Raw genomic sequence first — 13,402 nt, forward strand, 5'->3', positions numbered from 1 at the left:
GGGCCCGCCGCAGGTTGCCTGCACGCGCGGTGCGGACGGTGGCGGGCCGGGCCTTGCCCGCCGCGCGTCAGGCGTGCTGGTCGCGCCCGCCCAGGTAGTCGAGCTTGCCGAGCTCGACGCCGCTGTGACGCAGGATGTCGTACGCGGTCGTCACGTGGAAGAAGAAATTGGGCAGCACGAAGTTCAGCAGGTACGACTGGCCGGTGAACTCGATCGGGCCGACTCGCATCTTCAGCACGATCTGGCGCGTCTCGCTGCCGTCGATCTGCGCGGCGTCGAAGCTTTTCAGGTAGTCGATCGTCTTCTGGATGCGTGCGTGCAGTTCGTCGAAGGTCTGCTCGACGTCCGGATAGCTCGGGATCTCGGCGCCGGCGAGGCGGGCGGCGCAGCCCTTGGCCGTGTCGGTCGCAATATAGACCTGGCGGACGAGCGGCAGCATGTCCGGATACAGGCGGGCGCCGACGAACACCGACGGATCGATCTGCTTTTCGGCCGCATGTGCCTGCGCCTTGCCGAGAATGTGCTGAAGATTGGTCAGGCCGCGGATCAGCACGGGCAGTGAAGCCTGGTACATCGAGATGGACATGGGGGCGACTCCTTGAGGAAGAGGGCGGCCGCTACGCGGCGCGTCGTGCATTGCGGTATCGAGACCGCTGTCGACGCATCTTAGCGCGACCGCATGACCCGTGCGCGTCGTTGGCCGTTCGGCCGATGGAGCCGGCGGGCGGGCCGGTGCGCGCGCAACGCCTTCTCGAGGTTCACTTCGCCGGGGTGGGCGAGGCCGACCGTACGGTTCAGGCTTTCGCGCGACACGTCGACGTCGAACGCGGTGTCGCTCCTGTCGATCACCGTCATGCACGCGCCCTGGATCGAAATGCTGTCACCCAGCGCGACATCGGTGAGGTCGAGGCCGCCGGCCGGCACGGTCAGGCGCACGCCGCGGCGTCGGCCGCCGACCGCGACAATTCCGGTGAACATCGTGACGATCCCGTTCAGTGCGCGGCGTCCGTCGGCGTGAAGCGCGCGAGGATCCGCAGATCGTCGCCGACCCGCTCGACCCCGTGGAACGACAGCCGCGTGCGTGCGTCGAGGCTCGCCGGCGCGGCGAGGTCGAACATGCCGGCCGCATCGGCGCCCAGCAGGCTCGGTGCGAGATAGACGAGCAACTCGTCGACGCACTGTTCGCGCAGCAGCGAGCCGTTCAGCTTGTGGCCGGCCTCGACGTGCAGCTCGTTGACGCCGCGTGCGCCGAGCGCCGCCAGCATCGCGGGCAGGTCGACCTTGCCGTGCGCATTCGCGAGCGGCACGATTTCCGCGCCGCGCGCCTTCAGCACCTTCGCCCGTACTTCGCCGGCGGCGTCGAGCCGGCCGCAGAAGATCAGCAGCGGAGCGCCTTCGAGCAGCCGCGCGTCGAGCGGCAGGTCGAGGCGGCTGTCAACCAGGATGCGCTGCGGCTGGCGCGGCGTGTCGATCCCGCGCACGGTCAGCAGCGGGTTGTCCTCGCGCACGGTGCCGATGCCGGTCAGGATCGCGCAGGCGCGCGCGCGCCACGCGTGCCCGTCGAGGCGCGCGGCCTCGCCGGTGATCCACTGGCTTTCGCCGGACGGCAGCGCGGTGCGGCCGTCGAGCGACGCGGCGGTCTTCATCCGCACCCACGGGCGGCCGCGTGTCATCCGCGACACGAAGCCGATGTTCAGTTCGCCGGCTTCATGCGCGAGCAGCCCGCAGCGTACGTCGATGCCGGCGTCGCGCAGCATCCCGAGGCCGCGCCCCGATACCTGCGGGTTCGGGTCTTCCATCGCGGCGACGACCTTCGCGACGCGCGCGTCGATCAGCGCGTTCGCGCACGGCGGCGTGCGGCCGAAATGGCTGCACGGTTCGAGCGTGACGTAGACGGTCGAGCCCGCGACGTCGTAGCCGTGCGCGCGCGCGTCCTTCAGCGCCTGGACCTCCGCGTGATCCTGGCCGGCCGGCTGCGTGAAACCTTCGCCGATCACGTCGCCGTCCTTGACGATCACGCAGCCGACACGCGGGTTCGGTGCCGTCGTATACATGCCGCGCGCGGCGAGCGCGAGCGCACGCTGCATGTGGGCGAAATCGATATCCGAGAACATGCGCGCGGCCCCGGGTCAGGCAGCGAGTGCCGCGAAGGCGCGGCGCGCGGCCGCGAGCGTCGCGTCGATCACCGCGTCGTCGTGCGTGCTCGACACGAAGCCGGCCTCGTACGCGGACGGCGCGAAATACACGCCTTCGTCGAGCATCAGGTGGAAGAAGCGGTTGAAGCGCTCGGTGTCGCTCTTCGTGACTTCGGCGAAGCTGGTCGGCACGCGTTCGGCGAAGTAGAGGCCGAACATCGCGCCGATCGAATCGGCCGCGAACGGCACGCCGGCCGCACGCGCTTCGGCCGCGAGGCCGTCGGCGAGACGCTTCGTCTGCGCGGTGAGCGCGTCGTAGAAGCCCGGCGCCTGGATCAGCTGCAGCGTCTTCAGCCCCGCGGCGACCGCGATCGGGTTGCCCGACAGCGTGCCGGCCTGGTAGACGCCGCCGAGCGGCGCGAGGTGGGCCATGATGTCGCGGCGGCCGCCGAACGCGGCAGCCGGCATCCCGCCGCCGATCACCTTGCCGAGGCAGGTGAGGTCGGCCGTGATCCCGTAGTACGCCTGCGCGCCGCCGAGCGCGACGCGGAACCCGCACATCACCTCGTCGAAGATCAGCACGGCGCCGTGCTTCGTGCACAGTGCGCGCAGCGCGTTGAGGAATTCCGGCGTGCCGCGCACGAGGTTCATGTTGCCCGCGACCGGCTCGACGATCACGGCGGCGATCTCGTCGCCGAACGCGCCGAACGCTTCCTCGAGTGCGGCGACGTTGTTGTATTCGAGGACGGTCGTGTGCTTCGCGATGTCGGCGGGTACGCCGGCCGACGTCGGGTTGCCGAACGTCAGCAGGCCCGAGCCGGCCTTCACGAGCAGGCTGTCCGCGTGGCCGTGGTAGCAGCCCTCGAACTTGACGATCCGGCTGCGGCCCGTGAAGCCGCGCGCGAGGCGCAGCGCGCTCATCGTGGCCTCGGTGCCGCTCGACACCATCCGCACCTGCTCGATCGACGGCACGAGCTTGCAGATTTCCTCGGCGATCTCGATCTCGGCTTCGGTCGGCGCGCCGAACGAGAAGCCGTCGGCGAGCACGTTCTGCACGGCCGACAGCACTTCAGGATGGACGTGGCCGACGATCATCGGGCCCCACGAGCCGATGTAGTCGATGTACTGCTTGCCGTCGGCATCCCAGAAATACGGGCCTTGCGCGCGCGCGACGAAGCGCGGCGTGCCGCCGACCGAACGGAATGCGCGCACCGGCGAGTTGACGCCGCCGGGAATGGTCTTCTGGGCGCGTTCGAAGAGGATCTGATTGTTGGACATGAGCGAAACCTGCGAGAGAAGGGCGCGGGGGCCTGTGCACGGGCCGCGGCGCCTGGGCGGAACGATCGTCCGATTGTACCGGAGACGCGCGCGGCGGGCCCGCGGCGCGGTCCGCGGCCTTTCGGCGCGTGCGGGGTTGCGCGGGCCGGGGCCGGAAAGGAGGGGCAGATGCGGCACGGCGGCCGCTTCGGTTATCGCGGCGGTTTGCGCTTGCCGGTCAGCTCGGCCCAGCGTTTCTCGAGCGGGCCTTCGACCATCGGCTTGATCACGGTGCCGGAGCTTTGCGCGTCCCAGGTCTGTACCGAGTACGGATGCACGCGCAGCGCGTCGCGCGGGATCACGACGTCCTGGTGCGCATCGACCAGCCAGTCGTATACGAAGTCGATGCACAGCCGGTAGCCGCGCTTCGTCGCCGGATCGGGTACCTCGTACGGCGCGCGCGTCACGTAGCCGGAGCCGAACACGCCCTTGGGTTCCTTCGCTACACGGTGCAGGAACACGCGGTCGCCCGGCAGGATGCCGCGCGCGAAGCCGCAGCCCCACACGTCATGCACGGCCTCGCCGGCCTTCACGCGCGCGGCGACGTCGGGCAGTTCGGGCCACGGCCATTTCTTGGGGCTCCAGATCAACAGGAAAGCGGTCATCGGTTCGGTCGTGTGTCGAATGGAATGGATCAGACAATTGGCAGCGAGGCGCTGCAAGCTTAATCGAATCCCTGCTCGCGATCCCGCGCGGCGGGCGCCGTGCCTGTGTTTTTTCCGCCGGTCGCGCGCCGGGCCGGCGGCACGAAAAAAAGTTGCGCGTACAATCATGGGCCCGAGCGCGCCGTTCGCGGCGCGGCCTCCCGTCGTCACCACCACGCGCGCCCCGATGCGCGCGGCGCTCCATTCCGGATACCCATGTCTCACGTCGTCCGGCGCCGGCCCGATGCCCGGCTGATCCTGTTGCTCGGTGCGCTCGCCGCCTGCGGGCCGATCGCTACCGACATGTACCTGCCGAGCCTGCCGTCGATCGCCGACGGCTTCTCCGTCAGCCCCGGCGCCGCGCAGCGCACGCTGACGAGCTTCATGGCCGGCTTCTCGATCGGCATGCTGCTGTACGGCCCGCTGTCCGACACGTGGGGCCGCCGTCCCGTGCTGCTCGGCGGCATCGCACTATTTACGCTCGCGAGCATCGGCTGCTTCGTGTCGAACTCGATCGACATGCTGATCCTCGTGCGCTTCCTGCAGGCGCTCGGCGCCGGCGCGGCGTCGGTGCTGTCACGTGCGATCGCGCGCGACGCGCACGAGCCGACCGACGCGGCGAAGGTGTTGTCGATGGTCGCGATCGTTACCGCGGTCGGGCCGCTGCTCGCGCCGCTGATCGGCGGGCAGATCCTGCGTTTCTCGGGCTGGCGCGGCGTGTTCGTCGTGCTGGCCGTGTTCGGCGCGGTGTGCGCGGCGACCGCGTACCTGCGCGTGCCCGAAACCTGGCCGAAGGAGCGGCGCAAGAGCGCGGCCGTGCTCGCGTCGTTCGCGTCGTACGGGCGCATCCTGTCCGACCCCGTCGCATGGGGGCACATGCTGTGCGGCGGGATGGCGTTTGCGTCGATGTTCTCGTACATCACCGCGACACCGTTCGTCTACATCGAGTATTTCCACGTGTCGCCGCAGCACTACGGGCTGCTGTTCGGCCTGAACGTGGTCGGCATCATGATCGGCAACTTCACGAACACGCGGCTGGTCGGCCGCGTCGGTTCGCTGCGCATCATCGCGGCCGCGTCGCTGGTGAGCTGCATCGCGTCGCTCGCGGTCGCGCTCGTCGCGCTGACGGGGTGGGGCGGGCTGTGGTCGATCGTCGTGTGCCTGTTCTTCGTCGTCGGCGTGGTCGGGATCCTGTCCGCGAACTGCACGACCGACCTCATGCATCGTTATCCGCACAATGCGGGCGCGTCGGCGGCCGTGTTCGGCGCGATGCAGCTGGCGCTCGGCGCGATCGCGAGCGTGGCGATCGGCGCGCTCGCGGACGGCACGCCGTTCGCGATGGGGGTGACGATCGGTGTTACGGGCGTGCTGTGTTTCGCCGGGCGCTGTCTCGTGCTGCGCTGGCACGGGCGGCCGGTGAAAGCGGGGGCGTGATCCTCCAGCCGGGCGGCACCATGAAAAACGCCACCGCGCGCGATGCGCCGGTGGCGTTTTTCGTTGGGGGGGCAGGAAGCGGCTTGCGCCGCGCCGTGCGTCAATCCCGCGCGACGTCCTTCGCCGCCGGCGACGCGCCGTGGCTCAGCCAGTCGAGCACGTCGGCCGTTTCGTCATCGCTCGCGCGTGCCTTCGCCTGGGCGACGGCCTCGGGCAGTTCGCCGTTCGTCGACGCCCGGCGGATCGCGACGCCGACCGCGAGGATGTCGATCATCAGCAGATGCAGGATCCGCGAGATCATCGACAGCTGCGATTCGCGCATCTCGATGTGGTCGGTCTCGAGCGCAACGGTCGCGCGCTTCGCGAGCGGCGTGTTGCTCGACGTGATCGCGATCACCTTCGCGCCGGCCTGCATCGCGACGTCGAGCACGCGCAGCAGCTCGGGCGCGCGTCCCGACTTCGACACCGCGACGATCACGTCGCCCTTGCCGAGCAGCGCGGCCGATGCGGCCTGCATGTACAGGTCGCCGTACGCGATCGTCGGGATCCCGAAGCGGAAGAACTTGTAGTGTGCGTCCTGCGCGACGATGTTCGAGTTGCCGAGCCCGTAGAACTCGATGCGCCGCGCGCCGTTCAGGATCTCGATCGCGTTCTCGACGTGCTCGAAGTTCAGGTGCTCGCGCAGCTGCAGGATCGCCGACACCGTGTTGTCGAGCACCTTCGCGCCGAAGTCGGTGGCCGTGTCGCCGAGATGCACCTGGCTGTGGCTCATCGGGATCGTGCCGGTGAGGCCGGTGGCGAGCTTCAGCTTGAAGTCCGACAACCCCTGGCAGCCGAGCGAGCGGCAGAAGCGGATCACCGTCGGCTGGCTCACGTCGGCCTTGCGCGCGATGTCGACGATCGGGTCGTTGATGATCGAGCGCGGATGGTTCAGCGCGAGATCGGCGACGCGGCGCTCGGCCGGCGTCAGCGCGTCGCGCATCTGGCGGATCCGTTCGAACACGGCCGACGACGCACCGCCCGAGCGGTTCGACAACTGTTCCGCGAGGATCGCGGATACGCCGAGGAACGCCGGGTATTCGGCGGTGATCAGGTAGGTCGGGATGTTCTCGAGATAGTGCGTGAAGCGGCCCTTCGCCTCGAAGCGCGCGCGGAACGACGAGCGCGTGAACAGCTCGCCGAGCTTCAGCGCGACGCCGCCACCGATGTACACGCCGCCGAGCGCACCGAGCGTCAGCGCGACGCTGCCCGCGAACGCGCCGAGAATCCCGCAGAAGCATTCGACCGTCTCGAGCGCGAGGGCGTCGCCCGCATGCGCGCGCTCGACGATCTCGACCGTGTCGACGGTCGCGGCGACGCGCTTCTTGTCGCGCGCGGCGAGCGCGCGATAGATGATCTCCATGCCGGGGCCCGCACACACGCGTTCGAACGACACGTGCGGAAACTTCTTGCGCGCGTACTGCAGCACCAGATCCTCGCGCTCGTCCTGCGGCGCGAACGACGCGTGGCCGCCCTCGCTGCCGAGCGCGATCCAGCGGTCGTCGGCCGGAATCAGCCCCGACACGCCGAGCCCGGTGCCGGGCCCGAGCAGCCCGATCACGCTGTTCTGGCGGCGCGCGCCGCCGCCGATCTGCACGCGCTGCGCGTCGGTCAGGCCCGGCAGCGCCATGGCCAGCGCGGTGAAATCGTTGACGACGAGCAGCGTGTCGAAGCCGAGCGCGCGGCGCGTCGCCTCGATCGAGAAGCTCCAGTCGTGGTTGGTCATCGTGACCTGGTCGCCGTCGACCGGATTGGCGATCGCGATCGCCGCGTGGTTCACGCGGGGGATCTTCACGTCCTTCAGGTATTTGCGGATCGCATCGGTGAGCGTCGGATAGTCGGCGCCGGGATACACGCGGATCTGCGTGATGTCGCCCGGCCCGGTTTCCAGCGCGAAACGCGCGTTGGTGCCGCCGACGTCCGCGAGCAGGCGCGGGCCGTCGGCATGCTGGCCCGCGACAACGGCCTTACTTTGCGCACCAGTAGACATCGAGCTGGGTCCCCTTGTCGTTGGCCAGTTGGGAAATCGCGTTCTTCTGCAGCGATGCGGCCGCGGCGTCGAGCACCGCGCGCTTGCGTTCGCCCGCGATCAGCAGGAACAGCCGGTCGACGCGCTTGAGCGCATCGAGCGAGAAGCTCACGCGCGCATGCGGCGCGGCGCCGGGATGCACGGCGACGAACCGCTCGGGCGTCGTGATCGCGTGATCCCATTCGGGCGCATCGGCGAAGATCGACGCGGTATGGCCGTCCTCGCCCATGCCGAGCACCGCGACGGTCGGCACGCGGTAGTCGGCGTTCGCGTTCAGCGCGGCGACGTGCGCGTCGAGCGCGCTGCGCGTGTCGACGAGCGGCAGGAAGCGGGCAGGGGCCGCCGCGTGCTGCAGCAGCGTGTCGCGCACCAGGCGCGCGTTGCTGGCCGCGTCGTCCTCCGGCACCCAGCGGTCGTCGACCAGCGTCACGTCGACGCCGGCCCAGTCGAGCGCCGCGTGCGACAGCGTGTGCAGGAACGGGCGCGGGCTCGTGCCGCCGGACACCGCGAGCGTCGGGCGCGCGGGGCCGGCGAGCGCGGCGCGCAGCGCATCGCCAACGGCGCGCGCGAGCGCTTCGCTTTGCGCTTCCTGGGTGTCGAAAGCGTGGATCTCGATCACATCTCCTCCGGACTGCTTTGTCTGTTCAAATCGTACGAATCGTGGGGCACGTCGCCGCGTACGAAGGCGTGCGCGGTGACGTTTACATCAGTTCTCTTCTTCGAGCCAGCAGGTGTCGTGCTGCGCGAGCATCGCGCTCGCCGCGGCCGGCCCCCACGTGCCCGCCGCGTACGGCTTCGGCGGCTTCAGCGTGCGGGCCCATTCGTTCAGGATCGGTTCGACCCAGCGCCATGCGGCTTCCTGTTCGTCGCGGCGCACGAAGAGGGCGAGACGGCCGTTGATCACGTCGAGCAGCAGGCGCTGGTACGCCTCCATCTGCCCTTCCTTGAAGAACTGGTCGAACGCGAGGTCGAGGTGCACGCTCGCGAGGTTCATCCCTTCGCCCGGCTGCTTGGCGAGGCAGTACAGGCGGATCGTCTCGTTCGGCTGCAGCCGGATCACGAGGCGGTTCGAACCGGGACGCAACGCGGTGGGCCCGAGCGCCGAGTGCGGCACCGGGCGGAAATTGACGACGATCTCCGCGACGCGGTCGGCCAGACGCTTGCCGGTGCGCAGGAAGAACGGCACGCCGGCCCAGCGCCAGTTCTCGATCTCGACCTTCAGCGCGACGAAGGTTTCGGTCTGGCTGTCGGGCTTCACGCCCGGCTCGGTCGCGTAGGCGGGCACCTGCGCGCCCTTGATCACGCCCGCATGATACTGGCCGCGCACGGCGACCTTGCCGATGTCGCGCGGATCGACCGGCTTCAGCGCGCGCAGCACGCGCAGCTTCTCGTCGCGCACCGAATCCGAATCCATCGAATGCGGCGGCTCCATCGCGACGATCGACAGCAGCTGCAGCAGGTGGTTCTGCACCATGTCGCGCAGCGCGCCCGTATTGTCGTAGAAATCGCCGCGTGCCTCGACGCCGAGCTCCTCGGCGATCGTGATCTGGATGCTCTCGACCCATTCGCGGCGCCACAGCGGCTCGAACAGCGCATTGCCGAAGCGCAGCGCGAGCAGGTTCTGCACGGGTTCCTTGCCGAGGTAGTGGTCGATCCGGTAGATCTGGCCTTCCGCGAAGATCTCGCCGACCGCGTCGTTGATCGCATTCGACGACTTCAGGTCGTAGCCGAGCGGCTTTTCGAGCACGATGCGCGAGCCTTCGTTCAGGCCGACCGACGCGAGCGCCTTGCAGATCGGCACGAACAGCGACGGGCCCGTCGCGAGATAGAACACGCGGATGCCGGGCAGCGATGCGATCGCGTCGCGCAGCACGACGTAGTCTTCCGCGCGGCCGAGGTCGAGCTTCACGTACTCGATGCGATCGAGGAAGGACTTCCACGCGGTTTCGTCGAGCGCCTTGCCGGCGGCTTTCTCCGCGTGCGGCTTCACGTGCGTGTCGACCCACTCGAGATAACCCGCGCGGTCCGATTCGTGACGCGCCACGGCGACGATCCGGCCGCTCTCCGCCAGCATGTTCGCACGGTGCGCTTCGAACAGCGCGGGCAGGATCTTGCGCATCGACAGATCGCCGGTGCCGCCGAAAAGTACGAAGGTAAAGCTGGAATCGGTATGCATGTGTCTCCGCCGTGTTGGGGGGGCTGGGAAGCGATCCGTAGTGCGATAAAAATATTTTTGACACTGAATTGTAGTTTAACTACAATCCGCCGCAAGGGGTAGCACCTGGGTGAAGAAAAAAAGAAGTGCGGTCGATGAACTGCGCGAGCTTCGCCTTCGGGAACGCCTTGTGCCGAATGTTATCGGACATTGACGGCGCGCATCGTCGGCGCGCCGTCGGCCCCGGGCTCGCGCCGCAGCATCGCGGCGGGCCAGAAACACAAAGAGGAGACACGCCGTTGAATCTCGATTCACGCTTTCTGTAAGAGCCCGGCCGGTCATCGGCCCCGTACGCTGCATGCGTCCCGCGGCTCGATTTCCCCGTCGTTTATCAAGAAGCCGGTTCCCGGTCAGGGAACCTCACGAGTTGATTCAGTCTGGAGGAGATAAGTAATGAAAGTTCGCTCGATCATGGGCGCGCTCTGCGCGGCAGGTCTGATGGCTGGCGCCGTGGCGGCGCAGGCAGCCGAGAACGTAACGGTGCTGCACTGGTGGACCTCGGGCGGCGAGTCGAAGGCCGTCGGCGTGCTGAAGGACGACCTGCAGAAGCAGGGCTACGTGTGGAAGGACTTCGCGGTCGCGGGCGGCGCGGGCGCAGCGGCGATGACCGCGCTGAAGACCAAGGTGATCAGCGGCGACGCACCGTCGGCCGCGCAGATCAAGGGTCCGCTGATCCAGGACTGGGCCGACCAGGGCGTGCTCGTCAACATCGATTCCGCTGCCGGCGACTGGAAGCAGAACCTGCCACCGGAAATCGACAAGATCATCAAGTACAAGGGCCACACCGTCGCGGCGCCGTTCTCGGTGCACCGCGTGAACTGGCTGTACATCAACAAGGCCGCGCTCGACAAGGTCGGCGCGAAGGTGCCGACCACCTGGCCTGAATTCTTCGCGGTGGCCGACAAGCTGAAGGCCGCGGGTATCCAGCCGGTCGCGATGGGCGGCCAGCCGTGGCAGGACCTGACGCTGTGGGAAGACGTCGTGCTGTCGCAGGGCCCGGCGTTCTACAAGAAGGCGCTGGTCGACCTCGACCAGGCGACGCTGACGTCGCCGCAGATGCTGTCCGTGTTCGACACGGTGCGCAAGATCCAGGGTTACTTCGATACCGGCCGTAACGGCCGCGACTGGAACCTCGCGACCGCGATGGTCATCAACGGCAAGGCCGGCATGCAGTTCATGGGTGACTGGGCGAAGGGCGAGTTCGAGAACGCCGGCAAGAAGGCGGGCAAGGACTACATCTGCGCGGCGGTGCCGGGCACGGCGAATGCCTACACGTTCAACGTCGACTCGTTCGTGTTCTTCCAGCAGAAGGGCGAGAAGGCCGCGACGCCGGGCCAGCTCGCACTCGCGAAGACGATCATGACGCCGGACTTCCAGGAGCAGTTCAGCCTGCTGAAGGGTTCGGTGCCCGTGCGCCTCGGCGTGAAGATGGACAAGTTCGACGACTGCGCGAAGAAGTCGTACGCCGACGAGCAGACCGCGATCAAGTCGGGCGGCTTCGTGCCGTCGCTCGCACACGGGATGGCGCAGAGCGATGCGACCGCCGGCGCGATCACGGACGTCGTGACGAAGTTCATGAACTCGCAGCAGGATTCGAAGAGCGCGGTCGCCGCGCTCGCGAAGGCCGCGAAGGTCAAGTAACGCGCGACAGGCGCCCGGCCGGACACGCTATCTCGGCCGGGCGTTTTTGCATGTGCAGCAAACGGGCTCGCCCGCGGGCCCGTGCCGTACCGGCGCCGGCCCGGCCTGCGCCGCCCTCGTTCCAGGAGTCGAATCAAGTGGCTGCCCCTCTTAGCGGAAACGGATCCGGCGCTGCCGCCGCACGGCGTACGTCGCCGATGTCGGCCTTCGCCGATCGCTGGATCCCGAAGCTCGTGCTTGCGCCGAGCGTCGTGATCGCCGTGGTGTTCATCTACGGCTTCATCCTGATTACCGGCTATCTGTCGCTGACCAATTCGCGGCTGTTGCCGAACTACGAATTCGACGGCTTCGGCCGTTACACGGACCTGTTCCAGAACGACGTGTGGTGGACGTCCGCCGCGAACCTCGCGTGGTTCGGGATTCCGTTCATCGCGATCTGCGTCGCGCTCGGGCTGTTCCTCGCGATCCTGCTCGACCAGCGGATCCGCAACGAAGGCGCGCTGCGCGCGATCTTCCTGTACCCGATGGCGCTGTCGTTCATCGTCACGGGTACCGCGTGGCAGTGGATCCTGAACCCGGGCCTCGGCCTCGAGAAGGTGATGCACGACTGGGGCTGGACGAGCTTCTCGTTCGGCTGGCTCGACGATCCGGACAAGGCGATCTTCTGCGTGGTGATCGCGGCCGTGTGGCAGTCGACCGGCTTCGTGATGGCGCTGTTCCTCGCGGGGCTGCGCGGCGTCGACAGCGAGATCTTCAAGGCCGCGCAGGTGGACGGCGCGACGCTGCCGACCATCTACCGCAAGATCGTGATCCCGAGCATGCGCCCGGTGTTCTTCTCGGTGCTGCTGATCCTCTGCCACATCACGATCAAGACCTTCGACCTCGTCGTCGCGCTGACGGCGGGCGGCCCGGGCACGTCGTCGTCGCTGCCGGCCATGTTCATGTACACGTTTTCGTTCAACCGCGGCCAGCTCGGGCTCGGCGCGGCATCCTCGGTGATGATGCTCGCGACCGTGGTCGCGGTGCTGGTGCCGCTGATGTATATGGAATCGAGGAGCACCCGCAATGCAGCCTAAGATGACGATCAGCCGGGCAGTGATCTACGCGGCACTGATCCTGTTCGCGCTGTATTTCCTGTTCCCGATCTACGTGATGCTGTCGACGTCGTTCAAGGATCTCGACCAGCTGCGTACCGGCAACCTGCTGACGCCGCCCACCAGCTGGACCGTCGACCCGTGGGTGAAGGCGTGGAGCGGCGCCTGTACCGGCGTGCGCTGCGACGGGATGAAGCCGTTCTTCCTGAACTCGCTGCAGATGGTGATTCCGGCCGTGCTGATCTCGTCGCTGATCGGCGCGTTCAACGGCTACGTGCTCACGCACTGGCGCTTTCGCGGCGCCGACGCGCTGTTCACGATGATGCTGGTCGGCTGCTTCATCCCGTTCCAGGTGATCCTGCTGCCGATGGCGCGCCTGCAGGGGATGCTCGGCCTTGCCAACACGATTCCGGGCCTCGTGTTCGTGCACGTCGTGTACGGGATCGCGTTCACGACGATGTTCTTCCGCAACTTCTACGTGAGCGTGCCGGCCGAGCTGGTGAAGGCCGCGCGCATCGACGGCGCCGGCTTCTTCACGATCTTCACGAAGATCCTGCTGCCGGTGTCGCTGCCGATCTTCATGGTGTGCCTGATCTGGCAGTTCACGCAGATCTGGAACGACTTCCTGTTCGGGATCGTGTTCTCCGGCGTCGATTCGATGCCGATCACGGTTGCGCTGAACAACCTCGTCAACACGTCGACGGGCGTGAAGGAGTACAACGTCGACATGGCCGGCGCGATCATCGCCGCGCTGCCGACGCTGCTCGTCTACATCGTCGCCGGCCGCTATTTCGTGCGCGGGCTGACGGCGGGCGCGGTGAAGGGGTAAGCGCGGCTTCATCCGATACGACGAA

The 13,402-nt window shown here is 67.9% G+C and carries 11 protein-coding genes and 1 pseudogene; 4 read left to right on the top strand and 8 right to left on the bottom strand.

Going from position 1 to position 13,402, the window contains the following annotated elements; all coding sequences use genetic code 11:
- Positions 1–67: 67 nt before the first annotated feature.
- The 5 genes and pseudogenes from ABY44_RS21565 to ABY44_RS21585 all read right to left on the bottom strand — a co-directional run bounded on the left by ABY44_RS21565 (position 68) and on the right by ABY44_RS21585 (position 4,057).
- Positions 68–586: a DUF1993 domain-containing protein gene (locus ABY44_RS21565; protein ID WP_027788130.1), complete on the bottom strand. Its 519-nt coding sequence runs from the start codon at positions 584–586 to the stop codon at positions 68–70.
- A gap of 146 nt (positions 587–732) precedes the next feature.
- Positions 733–978 (bottom strand): annotated as a pseudogene (locus tag ABY44_RS21570) (riboflavin synthase); the annotation flags it as partial.
- A 14-nt stretch (positions 979–992) separates the two neighbouring features.
- Entirely contained in the window at positions 993–2,114 is a 1,122-nt protein-coding gene (gene ribD / locus ABY44_RS21575) for a bifunctional diaminohydroxyphosphoribosylaminopyrimidine deaminase/5-amino-6-(5-phosphoribosylamino)uracil reductase RibD (RefSeq protein ID WP_060174680.1), read from the bottom strand.
- A gap of 15 nt (positions 2,115–2,129) precedes the next feature.
- Entirely contained in the window at positions 2,130–3,413 is a 1,284-nt protein-coding gene (hemL, locus tag ABY44_RS21580; RefSeq protein WP_014897811.1) for a glutamate-1-semialdehyde 2,1-aminomutase, read from the bottom strand.
- A gap of 191 nt (positions 3,414–3,604) precedes the next feature.
- A complete protein-coding gene (locus tag ABY44_RS21585) occupies positions 3,605–4,057 on the bottom strand; it encodes a hypothetical protein (RefSeq protein ID WP_048024193.1) in 453 nt (150 codons plus the stop codon).
- A 255-nt stretch (positions 4,058–4,312) separates the two neighbouring features.
- Between ABY44_RS21585 and ABY44_RS21590 the strand changes: the two genes are divergently transcribed.
- Positions 4,313–5,530, top strand: coding sequence for a Bcr/CflA family multidrug efflux MFS transporter (locus ABY44_RS21590; protein WP_027788127.1), 1,218 nt, complete (start codon positions 4,313–4,315; stop codon positions 5,528–5,530).
- Positions 5,531–5,630: 100 nt separating this feature from the next.
- On the opposite strand, the gene ABY44_RS21595 is transcribed toward ABY44_RS21590, so the two are convergent.
- The 3 genes from ABY44_RS21595 to zwf form a co-directional block, all read right to left on the bottom strand.
- On the bottom strand, positions 5,631–7,559 hold the full coding sequence (locus ABY44_RS21595) for a bifunctional transcriptional regulator/glucokinase (RefSeq protein WP_060174681.1): 1,929 nt from the start codon (positions 7,557–7,559) through the stop codon (positions 5,631–5,633).
- On the bottom strand, positions 7,537–8,217 hold the full coding sequence (gene pgl, locus ABY44_RS21600; RefSeq protein ID WP_059695897.1) for a 6-phosphogluconolactonase: 681 nt from the start codon (positions 8,215–8,217) through the stop codon (positions 7,537–7,539). Before pgl ends, ABY44_RS21595 begins: the two co-directional genes overlap by 23 nt.
- Positions 8,218–8,304: 87 nt before the next feature.
- Entirely contained in the window at positions 8,305–9,774 is a 1,470-nt protein-coding gene (gene zwf, locus ABY44_RS21605) for a glucose-6-phosphate dehydrogenase (RefSeq protein ID WP_027788124.1), read from the bottom strand.
- A 432-nt stretch (positions 9,775–10,206) separates the two neighbouring features.
- Here zwf and ABY44_RS21610 point away from each other — a divergent pair, with 432 nt between their 5' ends.
- From ABY44_RS21610 to ABY44_RS21620, 3 genes are all read left to right on the top strand, one after another.
- Complete coding sequence (locus tag ABY44_RS21610; protein ID WP_027788123.1) at positions 10,207–11,454, top strand: ABC transporter substrate-binding protein; 1,248 nt, start codon at positions 10,207–10,209, stop codon at positions 11,452–11,454.
- 137 nt (positions 11,455–11,591) lie between these two features.
- Positions 11,592–12,530 carry a carbohydrate ABC transporter permease gene (locus tag ABY44_RS21615; protein ID WP_060174682.1) on the top strand — a complete coding sequence of 313 codons (939 nt, stop codon included), beginning with the start codon at positions 11,592–11,594 and terminating at the stop codon, positions 12,528–12,530.
- Complete coding sequence (locus tag ABY44_RS21620) at positions 12,520–13,377, top strand: carbohydrate ABC transporter permease (protein ID WP_006476648.1); 858 nt, start codon at positions 12,520–12,522, stop codon at positions 13,375–13,377. Before ABY44_RS21615 ends, ABY44_RS21620 begins: the two co-directional genes overlap by 11 nt.
- The last annotated feature ends 25 nt before the right edge of the window (positions 13,378–13,402 follow it).

This window comes from Burkholderia sp. ZZQ-2, assembly GCF_050768715.1.
Classification (GTDB): Bacteria; Pseudomonadota; Gammaproteobacteria; order Burkholderiales; family Burkholderiaceae; genus Burkholderia; species Burkholderia cepacia.